The sequence below is a fragment of the Terrisporobacter othiniensis genome, assembly GCF_000808015.1.
Classification (GTDB): domain Bacteria; phylum Bacillota; class Clostridia; order Peptostreptococcales; family Peptostreptococcaceae; genus Terrisporobacter; species Terrisporobacter muris.
This window is the reverse complement of sequence record NZ_JWHR01000157.1, coordinates 1-16,991: the sequence shown is the minus strand read 5'-3', so window position 1 is coordinate 16,991 and position 16,991 is coordinate 1. Positions and strand designations below refer to the sequence as shown.

Annotated in this window: 19 protein-coding genes and 1 pseudogene; 1 reads left to right on the top strand and 19 read right to left on the bottom strand. The window is 26.2% G+C overall.

Annotated elements, in window-relative coordinates; all coding sequences use genetic code 11:
* Window position 1 precedes the first annotated feature (1 nt).
* The 16 genes and pseudogenes from QX51_RS18335 to QX51_RS18275 all read right to left on the bottom strand — a co-directional run bounded on the left by QX51_RS18335 (window position 2) and on the right by QX51_RS18275 (window position 13,064).
* Window positions 2–322 carry a hypothetical protein gene (locus QX51_RS18335; RefSeq protein ID WP_039681347.1) on the bottom strand — a complete coding sequence of 107 codons (321 nt, stop codon included), beginning with the start codon at window positions 320–322 and terminating at the stop codon, window positions 2–4.
* A gap of 355 nt (window positions 323–677) precedes the next feature.
* A complete protein-coding gene (locus QX51_RS18330) occupies window positions 678–1,133 on the bottom strand; it encodes a sensor histidine kinase (RefSeq protein ID WP_039681346.1) in 456 nt (151 codons plus the stop codon).
* Between the two features lie 15 nt (window positions 1,134–1,148).
* Window positions 1,149–1,403 (bottom strand): annotated as a pseudogene (locus QX51_RS21885) (hypothetical protein); the annotation flags it as partial.
* Window positions 1,404–1,483: 80 nt separating this feature from the next.
* The gene (locus QX51_RS18325) at window positions 1,484–1,672 is read right to left on the bottom strand and encodes a hypothetical protein (protein ID WP_039681345.1); all 189 of its coding nucleotides are present in this window, start codon (window positions 1,670–1,672) and stop codon (window positions 1,484–1,486) included.
* Window positions 1,673–1,738: 66 nt separating this feature from the next.
* Complete coding sequence (locus QX51_RS20810) at window positions 1,739–1,882, bottom strand: hypothetical protein (RefSeq protein WP_161791951.1); 144 nt, start codon at window positions 1,880–1,882, stop codon at window positions 1,739–1,741.
* A gap of 190 nt (window positions 1,883–2,072) precedes the next feature.
* Window positions 2,073–3,098, bottom strand: coding sequence for an HD domain-containing phosphohydrolase (locus tag QX51_RS18320; RefSeq protein ID WP_039681344.1), 1,026 nt, complete (start codon window positions 3,096–3,098; stop codon window positions 2,073–2,075).
* A gap of 176 nt (window positions 3,099–3,274) precedes the next feature.
* On the bottom strand, window positions 3,275–4,231 hold the full coding sequence (locus QX51_RS18315) for a carbohydrate kinase family protein (RefSeq protein WP_039681343.1): 957 nt from the start codon (window positions 4,229–4,231) through the stop codon (window positions 3,275–3,277).
* A gap of 403 nt (window positions 4,232–4,634) precedes the next feature.
* The gene (locus tag QX51_RS20455; RefSeq protein WP_074079139.1) at window positions 4,635–4,814 is read right to left on the bottom strand and encodes a hypothetical protein; all 180 of its coding nucleotides are present in this window, start codon (window positions 4,812–4,814) and stop codon (window positions 4,635–4,637) included.
* Window positions 4,795–5,223 carry a PadR family transcriptional regulator gene (locus QX51_RS18310; protein ID WP_079768018.1) on the bottom strand — a complete coding sequence of 143 codons (429 nt, stop codon included), beginning with the start codon at window positions 5,221–5,223 and terminating at the stop codon, window positions 4,795–4,797. The genes QX51_RS20455 and QX51_RS18310 overlap by 20 nt, the downstream gene beginning before the upstream one ends.
* Window positions 5,224–5,381: 158 nt before the next feature.
* A complete protein-coding gene (locus QX51_RS18305; protein ID WP_039681342.1) occupies window positions 5,382–6,104 on the bottom strand; it encodes an ABC transporter ATP-binding protein in 723 nt (240 codons plus the stop codon).
* A 2-nt stretch (window positions 6,105–6,106) separates the two neighbouring features.
* The gene (locus QX51_RS18300; RefSeq protein ID WP_152607259.1) at window positions 6,107–8,341 is read right to left on the bottom strand and encodes a hypothetical protein; all 2,235 of its coding nucleotides are present in this window, start codon (window positions 8,339–8,341) and stop codon (window positions 6,107–6,109) included.
* 29 nt (window positions 8,342–8,370) lie between these two features.
* Window positions 8,371–8,691, bottom strand: coding sequence for a hypothetical protein (locus QX51_RS18295; RefSeq protein WP_039681340.1), 321 nt, complete (start codon window positions 8,689–8,691; stop codon window positions 8,371–8,373).
* Window positions 8,692–8,730: 39 nt separating this feature from the next.
* Window positions 8,731–9,294: a hypothetical protein gene (locus tag QX51_RS19730; protein ID WP_052233169.1), complete on the bottom strand. Its 564-nt coding sequence runs from the start codon at window positions 9,292–9,294 to the stop codon at window positions 8,731–8,733.
* Between the two features lie 67 nt (window positions 9,295–9,361).
* Window positions 9,362–11,530 (bottom strand): M56 family metallopeptidase, encoded by a 2,169-nt coding sequence (locus QX51_RS18285; RefSeq protein ID WP_039681339.1) that lies wholly within the window; start codon window positions 11,528–11,530, stop codon window positions 9,362–9,364.
* Between the two features lie 14 nt (window positions 11,531–11,544).
* On the bottom strand, window positions 11,545–11,910 hold the full coding sequence (locus QX51_RS18280) for a BlaI/MecI/CopY family transcriptional regulator (RefSeq protein WP_039681338.1): 366 nt from the start codon (window positions 11,908–11,910) through the stop codon (window positions 11,545–11,547).
* Between the two features lie 371 nt (window positions 11,911–12,281).
* On the bottom strand, window positions 12,282–13,064 hold the full coding sequence (locus QX51_RS18275; RefSeq protein WP_052233168.1) for a DUF3298 and DUF4163 domain-containing protein: 783 nt from the start codon (window positions 13,062–13,064) through the stop codon (window positions 12,282–12,284).
* A 174-nt stretch (window positions 13,065–13,238) separates the two neighbouring features.
* Between QX51_RS18275 and QX51_RS18270 the strand changes: the two genes are divergently transcribed.
* Window positions 13,239–14,750: a hypothetical protein gene (locus QX51_RS18270; protein ID WP_039681337.1), complete on the top strand. Its 1,512-nt coding sequence runs from the start codon at window positions 13,239–13,241 to the stop codon at window positions 14,748–14,750.
* A gap of 39 nt (window positions 14,751–14,789) precedes the next feature.
* On the opposite strand, the gene QX51_RS18265 is transcribed toward QX51_RS18270, so the two are convergent.
* The 3 genes from QX51_RS18265 to QX51_RS21880 all read right to left on the bottom strand — a co-directional run bounded on the left by QX51_RS18265 (window position 14,790) and on the right by QX51_RS21880 (window position 16,984).
* Complete coding sequence (locus QX51_RS18265) at window positions 14,790–16,064, bottom strand: conjugated bile salt MFS transporter (protein ID WP_039681336.1); 1,275 nt, start codon at window positions 16,062–16,064, stop codon at window positions 14,790–14,792.
* Window positions 16,065–16,278: 214 nt separating this feature from the next.
* Window positions 16,279–16,782: a hypothetical protein gene (locus QX51_RS18260; protein ID WP_039681335.1), complete on the bottom strand. Its 504-nt coding sequence runs from the start codon at window positions 16,780–16,782 to the stop codon at window positions 16,279–16,281.
* Window positions 16,783–16,903: 121 nt separating this feature from the next.
* Window positions 16,904–16,984 (bottom strand): IS3 family transposase, encoded by an 81-nt coding sequence (locus tag QX51_RS21880; protein WP_408645542.1) that lies wholly within the window; start codon window positions 16,982–16,984, stop codon window positions 16,904–16,906.
* Window positions 16,985–16,991: the final 7 nt, after the last annotated feature.

Genomic DNA, 16,991 nt, shown 5'->3' with positions numbered 1-16,991 from the left:
ATTATAAAGTAAATTTATTTATACAATCTATTTTATTTTCTATATCTTCTTTATTAATTTCGATTTTTTCAATGCAATTAGAATAACTATTACTTTCAATATTATTTAGATTTTTACTTATACTACCTAATATGCCTTTATACTCTCTCATAAATGATTTATGATTTTCTTTTATATATTTAATATCCCCATTCTTACCTACATCTTCTAATAATCTAGCTTTTTCTGATAATAAACAAGCTCCTATACTTAATAAATAGCTTTTTATTGCATTAACTTCTATAATATATCTTTTTAATCCTTCATTTGCATAATGATCCAACTTATCAATCTTGCTATTACCATCTTTTAGAATATTTTCAATATATCTAAATAACTATAAATATCTAAATTATTTTTTGCAAACTTATTTTATAATCTAATCCTACTAAATCTAATTTAATTTCTTTTTTCTCTTTATTTTTATTTATATTATTTTGCATACATTCACTTGGATGCTTCTTTAATTCATTTGGTATCCACCTTTTTAGTACACTATTTAGTTTTTTATATATGGCTATAACTTTTCTCTTCTATAAGGTTTATAGTATATTTTTATTTAGTTTTTCATCATTAACTTCAGCAAACCCTTTGTAATTTGTAATCTTTTGATTAAATATAAAACTAAATTTACTCCCTTAACCATATACACTTTCTACGAATATTTTTTCGCCCATTAATTCTACTAATGATTTTGATATGGCTATACCTAAACCTGTTCCTTCTATATTTCTATTTTTTCTTGTGTCTACTTGCTTAAATGATTCAAATAACTTTTCTAAGTCTTCTTTTATTCCCATACCTGTATCTTTAACAGAAACTTTTAACTTTACTTCATTATCTTCTATTGTTTGTGACTCAATTTTTCCTGATTCAACTTTAGAAATATCTAATATATCATTTATTATTCCTAATAGATTTGTACCTGCTGATTTTATATTATAAATGTTCTCCCTTACAGTATCACTTATATCTTCTCTCATAATAAGTTCGACCATTCCAACTATTGCGTTCATTAGTATTCTAATTTCATGACTCATGTTGGCTAAAAATTCTGTTTTCGCCTTTCCAGCAATTTCTGCCTTTTCTTTCATTTCATAAAATTCAGTTACATCTTTTAATACTATAACTATGTTTTGTAATTCAACTCGCTCATTAGTAGCTGGATATATTGCTATAGTTGCATGCTTCCCCGAATTATCTATTGGACTATTATATTCAATTAGTCTTTCTATAGTTTCATGTGTTTGTAAACACTCCCTACATAATTTACAAAATTCTTTTGCATTTTCTTCGCCTCTATATTTGGAATATACTTCATATAGATGAGCTCCTGTTAAATCTCTATTTTCGTCATAAACAATTATTAAAAAAACTATTGCTAGAATAAATAAACCTTAAATACTTATGTTTTCATAAGTATTTATAGGCTTTTCCTCTGTATTTATAAAACAAATGATATAGAACTTTTATATACTATTCCATCATAGAATTCTGTGAATTCTTGTAAATTATCATTAAAGTCTATAGAAGATGCTCCTCCAAACATAGGTAAGTCAAGATAATTTGTATTAACTATGTAAAAAATATCTTTAATTGTTTCAATACTATCAAAATTAGGGAATGTTAACATTATTGATGGATCTTCATTAAATAATAATTTAGCTTTTTCATATTCCTTATTTATAATCTCATCTAATTATTCTTTAGTTTTTTCTTTTATATCCTTTATCACACCGATATGGAATCTATTTTCATCATCTGTTAATACCATAAGTACTGCACTATCATCTAAATAACCATCATTACAAATTTCTCCACTATAACTGCAACTAAGTATCATTATGCTACTTTCATCTCCTAGTGTTTGTAATAATTCACTTTAATCCAAACTAGCTTCACAAAATAAAATTCCTATTGAGTATTTCCTAAGTTTGATGTTTTCATTTATATCATCTATCATTTTTAAAGCTGATTCTCTTCCATCAACTATATTATGACTTTTTACTACTATTGATTCCCTAATGTCCCCCTTACAAATTTATCAATTGAAATTTGTAACTAATTTTTTCAAATATATCTATAATATTAGGATCAAACATTTTTCCTTTTCCATCAATTATTATTTTCAATGCAGCTTCATGTTCAAAGGCTTCTTTATAAGGTCTTTTTGCTGTTAAAGCATCATAAACATCAGCTATTGCCATTATTCTAGCACTTATAGGTATTTCTTCACCTTTTAATCCTGATGGATAACCACTACCATCCCATTTTTCATGATGATAATGAGCCATATCTTTTGCTGCATACAAAAAACTTTCTCCGTTAATTTCATTTATCATTTTTTGTAATGTTTGTCCACCAAGTTCTGCATGATTCTTCATATATTCAAACTCCTCATCATCTAATGATCCGGCTTTTAATAACGTTGAATCATTTATACCTATTTTCCCTATATCATGAAGTGGCGCTGATCTCACTATATCTCGTATATATTCTGGAGTTAAAATATCACTGTATAATCTTGCCTCAACAATTTCATCAGTCAATATTTTTACATACTCCGCTGTTCGCTTAACATGACCTCCTATATTTTCATCTCTGCATTCCACAAGCTCTGCTAAAGATAACATCATTACATCTTGCAAATGCTCTATTATTTCTGTTTTTTCATGCACTTTATCTTCTAAATCATTCTTATATTCACTAAATTCTAAATGCATTTTTACCCTACTTAGCATAGTCTGCGGAATAAAAGGTTTTATAATAAAATCTACTGCTCCTAATTCACTTTCGCTATCTGATAAAGCCGTTAAAAATATTACTGGTGTATTGTCTAGATCTTGATTTTCCCTTATTTTTTTCAAGGTTTTATATCCATCCATATCAGGCATATTTATATCTAGTAATATTAAGTCAGGCGTGTTTTTAGATAAAAACTTCAATGCCTGAGCTCCTGATATTAATAAACTTACCTTATAATATGGTTTTAATATTTTTTCTGCAAATTTTAAGTTTGTTACATTATCATCTATAACTAATACATGTTTAAGTTTCATTCATGCCCCTCCAAATAAAAAAATACATTTTATTTGTATTTTTTTACTTTTTCCACAATATTTTACATTAACTGTTACAGAGCTATTATATCCCCAATACTTTATATAGTATAACTAGATAAAAAATTTAATAAAAAAATCCCACCATTAATATGGAAGGATTATTATCTTAAAGATTATTCATTATATTTTATATGAGTCCATTGTATATCATCAACATATTTCTTAACTAGATCATAGCCCATCTCTGGATGAATAGTTTCTTCTGTTGATATGGTTATTGTAGACATTGAAATTGCAAATTTAAGTGTATCTATTAATGAAATCTCTTCCATGTATCCATGAGCTATTCCTGCTACAAAAGAATCTCCAGCTCCTGTTACATTTACAACTTTAACATCATTGGCTTTTAATTTGCCTTCTTCCACTCCATTGTTGTAGTATATTCCATCTTCATCTAATGTAATAAATACATTTTTTATGCCTAAGTCAACAAAGTATTTTCCAGCTCTTCTTACATCTTCGTCATTTTCAATTTTAAATCCGCACATTATTTCAGCTTCATATCTATTTGGCTTTATAGTATGGAAGTATTTTATTAGATGTTTTACACCCTCTGCCTTTGCAGCTGATACTGGGTCTAAGATAAATTTAGTTTCTCCACTAAATTTTTCAAGTATATATTCTACTATGTCCGGTCTATCTGAATCTAATATCATATATTCAGAATTTCTTATGGTCTCAGATTTAGAGTCTATAAACTCCGTAGTAAATTTATCTATTATTTTCATGTCTACTACTGCTGATACCATCTCACCTTGATGGTTAAGTATTGCCATATATGTTGGTGTATGGCCACCTTCTATAATTAAAGAATCACTCATATCGTAATTCATAAGCTTTGAATGTTCTATCATTCTGTTTCCAGTTTCATCATCACCTAAAATTGATATAAACTTAGTATTAACTCCTACTCTAGACATACATTCAGCTATGTTTCTGCAAACCCCTCCAAAAGAAGTCTTAACCTGACCTGGGTTAGAGTCATTGCATCTATAGTTATTATCCGTAAATCCACAAATATCAAAAACTGATACTCCAAATACTAATGCATAGGAATTTGTATTATTCATAATATAATCGTAACCTTTCTAAGAAATTATTTTTATATTTTAACATATTTTTAACGTATATTTCTACAAATTTCAACATTTTTACGATGTATTTTTTTTACATCTCATATAAATTTATTTTCTCATACATATAATAACTTATTAGTCACGAAAATATTACCATAATTATTTATATTATAATTTTTTATTTTTTTCAAATTAAGATTTTTACAATATAATCCAAATAATATTAATATTATAGATAAACTTATGGAGAATCCCTCTATAAATCCTCTAAGAAAATCAGGTAATACAATATAAAATAGATTTAGTTGTCTGACTAAAAATGAAATACCACTAAAAATTAAACCAAAACAAATATATTTATTCCCCCTTACTCATACTTATCGTCCCTAATTAATTTCTATTTTTCTTCCATTTTTTCAAGACCTCTTTTTATCCATATGAAAAGTCCCCAGAATAATACGATTTCTATGCCAATAATAATATCCGTATTTCTTATTGCTAAAAATGTATATAATAAAGCTATAATAATTGATATTACAAATATAACTTTCCCTAGTTTACACCGTATACTTAACATACTTCTGTAAGAAGAATAATCTATATATATATTTCATATTCACTTGCATCGTTGTTCTCGTCATATTTTTTCTAAAATAGTTCCATCCATTATAAGTTAAGTTTATATATTTCCATCCTAAATCTTCAAATATTTCTTTTAATCTTTCAATCTCTTGCAATAAAATATTTCTTCCATCTAATGTTATTTCATAAGTTCTTCTTCTATCATCCTCTCCATTTGCAGTGTCACTGTCCTTTTTTATCATTTTACTTACTGCTGTATACATAGTTCCAGATCCTATTTTCACTATATTATTTAATAGTTTTATAGCTTCTTGCATTATGCAATAACCATAATTGAGTCCTTTATATAAGCAAAGTAAAATATAGTAATAACTTTCTGTTAAATATTCTTGCTTCTTTGACATCCTTTATCATATCTTCTCTCATTATGTTGCTTATCGATATATCAAGCTTACTTATATCATATTGTAAATTTTTTCTATTTTAAAATTTAAAGGAGGCTAGACAATATTCTCCAACCTCCTTATTTAAAAAATATGTTTTTGTAATTTATGAATTTACTTTATACTTCTTTCATCTTTTCAATAATTTCACCATATAGTTTTTCTTTTTTACTTTCTCTAATTTCATGAACTAACAATCCATCTTTTAACCATATTACTCTACTACAATGGCTGGCAATAAGAGGGTCATGTGTAACCATTATTAATGTTTTCTTTAGTTCAATGTTGGTATTTACTAAAATATCTATTATAGTTTTACCAGTTTTAGAATCTAAACTTCCTGTAGGTTCATCAGCATAAATAACACTTGGGTTATTTATTAAAGCTCTACAAATTGCTGTTCTTTGTTTTTCACCACCTGAAATATTAGATGGCTTCTTATTTAATAAATGCTTTATACCTACTTTTTCGGCATAATAATTACATCTATCAAGCATAATATCTTCTTCCTCTTTATTTATAATCATAGGAAGCATAATATTTTCCTGTATAGTCAAACTATCTAGCAACCTAAAATCTTGAAATACAAATCCAATATCATTTAGCCTTATTTCAGATATTTCATCTCTAGATAAATTTTTACTTTTTTCACCTTTATAGTAAACATCTCCAAGTGTGGGGTCTTCTATAAATCCTAACATTTTTAATAATGTTGTTTTTCCACATCCAGAGTTCCCCATAATAGCAATTCTCTCACCTTCTTCAATGCAGAAGTTTATCCCTCTTAATACTTCAACTGATCCAAATGATTTTTTTAAATCAACTACTTTTATAATTTCCATCACTACTTCCCTCCAATATCCTTAATTAAAAAATGAGATATTATAAAAGTCGATACACCGTATATTGCTAGAAAAGCTAACATAATACTTGTATAAACTTTACCACTTGATATTATTTCTAAATAGTTAAATCCACGCATATAAACTGTAATTATAATAAATATTAAAGAAGTAAATATTGCTAATATACATGGTAAAAATGCAAATGCTATTATCTCTTTTCTTATTATGGAGTTGGATTTCTTTTTCTTTTCACCCAAATAACTAAGTATCTCATAACAATTTTTATAATAAGATCTATTTCCAAAAGCATGTACAAAAACAATCATTATACTTGCAATTACAAATGTTAATGATATGGATATATTAATAATCAACTTAAATATTTTATCTCCTTGAAAATCTTCATTCAAATCCTTTGATTTATAAACAGACTGTACCTGACTATCAATCTCTCTTTCTTCATTATGTGTTTTTTTGTAATTATCCATATACTCGGCTAAAGACTTATCATTTTTCCCATTATCTTTAATTGTCATTAAATATTTTATTCCATCAGTATTTTTATGCTCATTATTAAAATACTCATCTGAAAACACAACTATGTTTTCGTACATTACACTTGTAAGTCGCCCAAAGACTATCTCTCTTTTTTCTTTAACTATATTATAATCTGAACTAAAAATTACTTTTCTATTAAAAATGGTATAACGTTCTGGTTGACCAATTCTAATAAACGGTTTTGATCTAGTAACATAAAAATCTAATGGATGAGCTTTATTTGATTTATCTTCTTGATATAAAATAACAATATCCTTATTTTTCAAGTTTAAATTTTCACCAGTTAATTTTTTATATGTACTTTCTGAGATTCCCAGATGATGCCCCATTGGCAATGTTTTATAAAGACTTCCATATCCACCATCTTCTCCTCCTGGCACAGTAACTCTTACCACAGGGTAAATTCTACTTTTTACATCAAATTCTTGTTCTATTGTTTTTAGTTTACCTTTGTCCTTTTCATATCCTAAACATACATAGTCATATGGATAAAGCTCTTTAGTTTCTAAAGGAAATAAGCTTGATATTTGAAAAAAATATGTAAAGAACATAACAAAAAGTAAAGTATATAATAGTAAAGAATTTTTTAAATAGGTTCTAGATTGATAAAATATAAGAATAAAAGATAAAATATTTTTTAAATAATATTTCTTACTTTTAATTTTATTGAGTATATAACCTGCAACAAAATATATAAACACTACAAATATTATTATCCAAGTATAAATTATATATTTTGATTCAGCCCAATGAGAATCTGAGTATAGTTTAAATAATATAATAAGAAATATCGGTAATATAAGTAATATTTTTTTATAATTGGGCAATTTTTCTTCCATATCTGAAGATGAAACATTTAGAATACTACTTTCGATTGCTAAGTCTTGAACTATAGACATAATAAAGCCTAAAAGTAATACACATCCTATAAATGATATTACTGTTACAGTTACTAAATCAACTTTAGGTATACTAAGACTTTGTAGGTAGAAACCATACACTTTTCTAAATATAAAAATCATTCCATTCCCTAAAATAACGCCTATTATATAAGAAAGTAACAAGCTTATTATTAGTAAAAATCTCATACACTTGTATATTTCTTTTTCTTTAACCCCTAGTAACAATAATGTTTTTAAATCATGCATTCTATTTTGCACATAGTTTTTAAGCGCATAAAATTGAATCAATATGGTCACTATTGCAATAGTAAATAATGCATTTAATACAACTGATGTAATTCCTTCGGTAATATACGCAGCGCTAGTTTGTTGCATCTTATGTACAATAAAAAGGTTTCCTAAAAATCCATAAATATATGTCACTGTCAACACTGCACTTATTATGAATACTATATAGTTTTTTATATTAGATTTAAAATCTTTTAATAAAATTTTATGAATCCACTTACTGCTCTTTTTCTCTTTTTTCTCTTTTTTTATTCCTTTATTTAACTTCCTCTCTTCTTTAATCCTTTTATCTATCTCAGCATCTTCATAGCTTAATTGACGAGAAATAAATATAACTATAATAATAATTACTCTAAGTGCTAATACCATAGGTATTAGTTTTATATTATTTTCCTGGCCTAAGATAAATAAAGCTGCGTATGTAGCCATATGAACAACTACACTCCCGACCATAGATAAATATATTAATACTACTTCATAGTTCATATTTCTTTTATTTTTAATAAAAATATTTTTTAAGATTTATGTTGCATTATATATTGAATTCCATTTTTAATTTCTACACTTACTGTCTTATTAGAATTTATTTTTTCTAATCTGCTATACAAATCTTCTTTCTCATTTTGTGAAAGATTCTCTTTTGATGCGGGGTCTATCATATCAAATAAATCTATCAGTTCATAGTCTATACAGTCACATAATTCTTCCAAATTATCAATTAAAAACTTTAAATTTTCATAAGATGAAATATAAACATCCCTTTTATTCTCAGATAAATATTCACTAATTTTATACGCTTCATTTGCATACTTAAAGAAGGCGCCTGATGGATCCATTATCTCATTAATAGAGTTTTCATATTCTACTATTTTAATTTACCTTATTAATTTATCTTTTTGAGATAAAGTTTTATAATTATTATCAATATAAGAAACTAATCCCCAATCATAATTTAAAATATCATCTTTGCGCTCTTTAACAGCTTGCTCCCCGAATTCACTAAAATCTTCTAAATTCTTATCTATAGCTTTATCTCTAACTTTTATTAATTGTTCAATACTCAAATCTTCCAAGTATAACTTTTCTTTTTTTATTGTTACATTCCAGACATCATAGTTTTTATAGTAAACTTCGCTAGTTAATATAACTCTTTCATTATAGGATATAAGTATGAATCCACTTCCCATTTGGTCTAAAAAAGATACTTTATATTTATCTTCAATATATTTATGTAAATCTTCATAATCACCGTTTTTCGTTATGTATATTTCCTTATCACTATAAACTTTTGCAAATTCTTTCTCTTCATTAAGAGTTATCATTTTTCCAACATAAGGTATAGGGTTGCCACACTGAAAAATACTTTTTCTAAATGTAAAAACTAATATGCAAGTGAAAATTAATAATATACCAATTATATAAATAATTTTTCTCTTCATAATATATACCTCTTCCCTTATTTTTTCATATGTTTTTTATTACATATAAATGTCATTCATAATATATTTACTTAAACATAAAATCATATTTGAAAGAATTACCTAAAAATACTCCATAAATTTTGTCATTTAAATCATCTAAGTTGGATATATTTTTTATTTTTAGATTAGTATATTTTTTTTCTTTACCCTTTAATTTAGCTTTAAATTCAACAGTCTTAGATGATTCTCCTATATGAATTTCATCCATACTTATTTCCATAACCTCACTACTTTTATTCTCTATATATAGCCCATATTCAGCATTATTATCAATTATGGAAATATTTTTTACTGTCATCTTAAAATCTTCATTATCTATAAATACTGGTGCATCATCATCGGAATATAAAGTGAAATTTTTACTGTCTATTTTTTCAAGCTTATTTCCGTTGATTTTATACTGCATATTTTCTAATTGCTCTTTCTTTTCATTATACTTAGTAAATGTTACAATGCTAGAATATTTATCATACTGAGTTTCATAAATATATCTCTTATTATCTACCAACTCTTCTCTTGTTCCTATCCATTCTGGATAGTCCCATAGCCCTTCCATATATGCTTTATCTACCAATGAAAGTTCATCTATATACTCATGTTCCACATATTCACTTATAACTTCACATTTTCTACCTATACTTTTTACATAAGCTTCTGCCTGCTTATTAATATCTTTTAACAATCTATCTGTGTAATCAATACTCGTAGCTTGTAAAGCTTCTTTTTTAGGAAACATTTTAAATACAGAATCCTTATACATTGATCCATCCTGTGCTTCCTCGCTTTCTAGATAATAATATCCTGGTTTTGTAGTTAAAAATTCCCCTTCTTTTACTTTTGAAAATTTTATTCTTATTGGTATATTAGAACTTCCACCAGTCATGCTAAATATGTCATTTTCGAAACTATATGTTCCATAGGTTGATACAAGATAAACTTCAATAGAATCTTCATCTTCTTCTTTACCTAATATCACATGGCTTTCCACATTTAACTCTCCTCCAAAGTCTATTCCATACCAATCTTTTATATAATTATCTACTATAGCCTTTGAAATAGCCTGGTCTAAATCTTGCAAGTCAGTTTTTTCTGTAGCTAATAGTACTTTCTTATTATCTTCATTTATAACTTTACCATTAGTAAGAAGTACACCACACATAATCAATAAACAAGCTATTCCAGTTACGGTAAATATCTTCTTTTTCTTTGTAAAGTACTTTGAATTTTTAATTAATTCCACTCTCTTTTTTATGGTTTTCTTATCATCTGTCATATTTAAACCTACTGCAAATCTTTTATTATAATTAACTTTTTCCAATACAGTAAGCATAGTGATACCATATTTATTATGTTCTTTTTCATTTAAAACCGATAAAACTCTTTCATCACAAGCCATTTCCATATCATTTCTAACATGTTTAAATAAATACCATACTAAAGGATTAAACCAATGGACACATTGTAAGAGAACTAGCATATTATCTACCCAAGTATCTTTACTTTTGAAATGGCATAATTCATGTAGAAATATATGTTGTAATTCTTCTTCGCTTAAATCAACCAAGTTACTTGGTATAATAATTTTAGTTTTAAATATACCTACTAAGGATGGAGAATTTATCATATCATCAATTACAAGATTAATTTTTCTTTTTATATGTAACTTTTCCTTGCATTCTTTTAGAATACATTCTAGATAATCGTATTTAATATTTTCTCTTCTTTTAAGATTTTTCATGAAATGTAAATAAATTATTATATGAGCAGTTAGAGCTAAAGCTACACCACTTATCCAAATAATGGGTATTATACTCGTAAAAATACTTTTTTCACTTTCATTATTAGAATTAAAAGAACTTTGAATAGTAGAAACTTTTTCTTGTGGTAAATTTTCTTTTTTGCTACTTTCATAATCTGTGTCAACAGTGTAATCTATACTTTCATTGAAATTTGATATATTAATATCATTTGCAGCAACTTGATTATTTATTTTTACAGGTATTTTATTAAATAAACTTAAACTACTTTCTGGACCAAATGGAAAGGCTAGCTTAATTATCAATATTATCCATAATAGATAAGCATATTTTTTATTAATTCTATTTCTCAATAAGCTTTTTATAAGTAATATTACCACTCCTGCTATACTACCATAAACAGTAGCACTTAATATGTACCCCCATATATTACTCATACTCCACCTCTTTTCTATTCATCTCTTAATATATCTTTTAGCTCTTCAATTTCTGATTTTGATAATTTTTTATCTTTTACAAAGCTAAGAACCATTTTATTTATTGATCCATTATAAAGCTTCTCTAAAAAAGACTTACTTGCATAATTTTTATATTCTTTCTCACTTATACTAGCACTGTAAATATATGATTTTTTATTACTCTTATCTACATTTACAAAATCCTTTGATACAAGTCTTGTTATAAGAGTTTGTATAGTTTTTGGCTTCCATTCACTTTTATCTTTTAGATTTTCTATAATTTCTGCACTAGTAGCTTTTTTAGCCTTCCATAATACTTTCATTACTTCTAATTCCGATTCAGAAATATTTTGTTTCATTATTAACCTCCCTCAAAACTTACAATCGTAATCTTTTACTTAAATCTTACAATTGTAATCCAAAAATGTCAACTCATTTTTCTCAAAATAAAAAATCACTTCGTGAAAAGTGATCTTTTATTTTATAAGCTATCTTTCCTTAATCTCTTCCAATTGCCTAAGATAATATTGTATCAAATTAGTTTTTTCAATTAAATTTATATTATCCTTATAATTACTTTTAAAAATTTTATATGATTATTTAGGTAATATCCTAAACTTAAAAATAAAATCAATAATGCTAATGTCTCAAAAATATATATGAGCATAAACATATATCCTTTTATAATTTGTAAAACTTTTCATTCAAAGTCTCATTACTTCTATATAAATTAAATGTTTATTACATCTTCTATTTCATTAAGAGGAATTTCAAATTTTGGGATACCTATATAATAAGGGCCTATCTCGTATAGTTGAAAATATATTATTAATTTATCATTTTCCAAATAAAACCCCTGATTATCATCTATACCTTTAAATCCATCTTTACCTGTAAAATATAAATCCTTATTTTTTTCTATTTCTTGCTTTATATAAGTATTTATAATACTTTTATAATCTATCTTATCTTTAAAAATATTACTTAGTTCTAACTCTTCACCACTTTTCAAGTTATAATTAAAAGACTTTAATACAGACATTCCATGAGCTCCACCAGTAAATTCATATGTTAATATTGGTATACTAATCAAATTATTTTTATTGTATGCAACATCAAATTCACTATAAGCTTCATATACAAACTTAGGTAAAGATAAGTCCTTATCACTGCTTTTATACTCTTTTTCATATTGTTCAGATTGTTTTTTTATATTATTTTTAAAATCAACTAAATAATCATAGATTTCATTATTTATTTTACTTATTGTTTTTATATTTTCTTTTTCTCTATCTTTATATTTTTCTTTTATTTTAAAATAAGGGTAATTAATCTGTGCCTTAAAAAATTCACTTTCCTCTATTATTTTTTTAAGTTGAATATTATATAAATAATTTATTTCACTCTTATCCTTCCTACGTATTAATGGAAAAGCATTATGACCATTTGAAATCCCTGTACTACAAAATATAATAGTTAAAACTAAAAATACTATTCTTTTAAAATTCCTCATATTAATAAACCTCCTTACTTTTTAATATAAACTTATTATTTACAAAATAACAAAAAAAATTGAATTCATATTTTTTAAATAAAATTCATACTTTTCCTTCAAAGGGTAAAATAATAATGATATAATATTTTCTTACATGGAACCATAAATTTATGACAGAAATGAGGAATGACATTGAATAGCAGAACATTTGGAGGTGTACTAGAAAACTTACTATATATCTCTAAACAAAAAAAATCTTCTTTAGCCTCCTATTTAGGCTACGATGTATCTTATATTAATAAATGGGTAAATTCCAAAAACTTACCTAGTTTTAAAAGAGCAGTAGAAATTTGTGAAAATATTGCAAAATTTATTATAAAATCTCTAGATAATGATACTAGAAAACACTTAGTCGAATATTTTGAACTCGAAAGAGGGGACAACGATTTTCTTTATGAATATATAAAAAATACATTACAAGAAGTTTACTTCGAAAGCTCCAATAACAAAGGGACCCAAAATATCCCAATGACTTCTGTTTCACAAGAATATTATAATGTGAATTGCGAAGTAAAACCTACCTTATTACCAAAAGCCATACGTGAAGAAATAGAATTTAATGCTAGCGTTGGCAATGATTTAGATATTATTATTGCTATAAACTTATTCTCTATAGATTATAAAGATAAGGTTTCTCTTGTAGATATGAAAAAATATTTTTATGAATTAAGTAAGTATACAAATGTAAAAATTAATTTTTTGATAGGATTTGAAGGTGAGAATAAAGAAGAAATATTAAACTCTCTTCTTACAATTAATATTTTATCATCTTATCCAAAACTTAACTTTAAATTATTTAACTGTGCCATTAGTAAAAATACTGCATTTTTTATAATAAAAGATAGATTTTTAAGTACTACTATTTTTTCTAATGATGGAGAATGTTTATTTAGTAATACATCTAAAAATAAAAACTTAATTAATGAGTTTTATTATAGTTTAGAATACAAACTAAAAAACAAAGGTAAATATATTTCTCTAATAAAATCTCCTATGGAAATGATTGAAGATCAAACTTATGTGCAGTATATTATGAATAGTGAACTAAGATGTCTTTTAGGTTCTATAAATGAGTTTTTCATGCCTCCAGACTTATTTATGGAAATTGCCCATAGAATATTTGGAGATCGTCCTAAACTTATAAATGAATTTAAAAAAATTAATGTATTTTTACACAATGCAACTTATAAATGTAAATTAAAAGTACTTATATACGAACTAGAACTTAGAAAATATATGTCATCTGGATGCCTTCATTTCTTTAATACTCCAGTGACTTTAACATTTAAGGAAAGAGAAAGACATATAGAATATATAGAAAAAATATTAAAAGAAAATAATAAAGTTGAAATAAGGCTAGTAGATGGTAACTTTGTAGAGGATTTTAGACATGCAGATAATCCATCTTTCTACCTTTCTAAAAATCTTAAGTTTATAAAAGTTCATCCTGTTTCAGGTAAAAATGATTACTCTATATTAAGAGATAACGAAATAAAAAAAATGGTCGATAATTTATTTGATAAACTTTGGAATTATGGCAATGATTTAATTTTAGTAGATAAAGATGATATATTAGAAAGAATATCAAAATCCATAAGTTATACAAGGATAATAAGTGAAAACTTAGGTGAAGATATACACTAGAATAAAAAAAGTGAACTTATATAAGTTCACTTTTTTATATTAAGCAGCCATACCTGCTTCTATTTTAGCTTTTCTTTCTTTATTTAATTTAGTCATTCCTTTAGCTGCAGTTATTAAGCATATAAATGCTGCTACTACGAATCCTAATATTATCATCCAAGTCGTATTGTATCCTAATGCTCCTGCTAATACACCGAATAATACTGATCCAGCTGAGAACCCTATTGCGAATACTAATTGTAACATACCAAGTATACTACCATATGCTTTTTTACCGAAGTATTCTCCAACTACATAAGCTGGTGTCATCATGTAAACAAATACTGCTACACCTTTAACAGCTGAATGTAAGTGAGCAAATATTGGGTTGCTTCCAGCTAATATTATAAATACTCCTGATGCTGCAACTGCAACTGCAGATATAAGTAAAGTTTTTACAACTCCTAATTTATCAAAGAACACTCCACCTACAACATTTCCTGCTAATGAACATATAGCAAATATTGAACCTGTAAGTGCTATTACATTTGGGCTTAAGTTTAATACGTTTTGGAAATAGTTTGCATATTGTACTGAATAAGCCGAAACATAAAGTCCTACGAATAAGAATCCAATACCAAACATCCAGAAGAATTTGTTACTTTGAGCTTCTTTTAAAGTATATGATATATCTATTTCATTTGCATTTTCTTCTTCTGTTAAATCATTATTTCCTGTTACTACTTCACTAGCATCCTTTGGCATTTTAACTAAGAATAAAGCTATAACTACAGCAACAACAAGTGCTACTAAACCAAATACAAAGTATGATTTAGATGTTCCGTTTGCAACTATTGAACGTATAACTAATTGTTGCATGAATATATTACCTATAGATCCACCAGCAAACGCTATACCTAAAGCCTTACCTCTAACATTTCCGTCAAACCAAGAATTTATTAAAAGCGGTACTCCTATAGCTGATATAACAGCTGCACCGATATTTACTATAGCTGCTACTGCATAGAATTGCCATAACTGTGTACACATAGAGAATGCCATAAATCCTCCACCTGTAAGTATTGCCCCTGCAGTGTATATTAATTTTAAATTAACTTTCGCGAATAAAGAACCTATAACTGGAGCTGCTAGCGCTGATACTATTGTTCCTATTGAGAATATTAATGAGAATCCTGTTAAACTGAATCCATGTTCTTGTATAACTGATCCCATAAATAATGGTTGTATGTTAGATGCTATACAGAATGGTATTGCTTGTATTAACATACATACTATTAACATCATCCAACCTTTTTGTATTTTCTTTTTATTCATAATTTAATTATTCTCCTCTCAATCTTCATCTGAGCTTAAGACCCCCGGTAGGTTGTCTTTTTATTTGTTAATAGAATAACACAGAATATAATTGATATAATAGAGAAACAAAAGGATGAATTGTGAATTTCGTGAAATTTAAAATTCACAATTCATCCTGAAAATATTTTCCTGGAATTTTGCGCATAATTAATTTCATAATTTCCTTTTAATCCTAATCTGACCTTATTTTAGATTCCCCAAGTAAAAAACCTATTGAGGTACACATCAAATCCCTAAACTGAGATAATATAACTCTATCTGTATGGATGTTATTTTTATATATAATTAAAATCACAATTGCTGATATTACTGTAATAATAAGCGCTATAGATATTTGAACCGAATTTCCATCACCATAATCATACTCTCTTATTCTTTCACATATATCTTTATGCTCTTCATTGCTTTTTCTTGTCAATGACTTTGTTCCTGTATTTTTTTTATTACTGTTTTTTGTATTAGAACTTAATATAAAACCAAAAACTGATGCCAGGGAAGATCTAAACATAACTTCAATATCCTTAGAAATTTGCAGAGAATCTACATCAACTACTGCGAAATATATAATTATCCCAAATTGTAAGCCTCCTATAATAACTAGTGATTTAGCAGCTAAATTAAGTTCATCCCAATCATGTTTTAACTCAGATTTTAAAGCATGAATTCTACTGCCCAACCTTCCCCCTCCTTTAATATTTCTTCTTAATGAATATTATTTAACAAAATTAAATATATGCAAAAAAACACACCTAAATCATTATGAACTGCACCCTTCATGTGGAACAATATAAAACAACCTAGGCTACCTTTTTCTTGTATTTTACAGGAGAAAGGTAGTTTAATTTTGCCTGTATTCTTTCTTTGTTATAATAATCTATATATTGA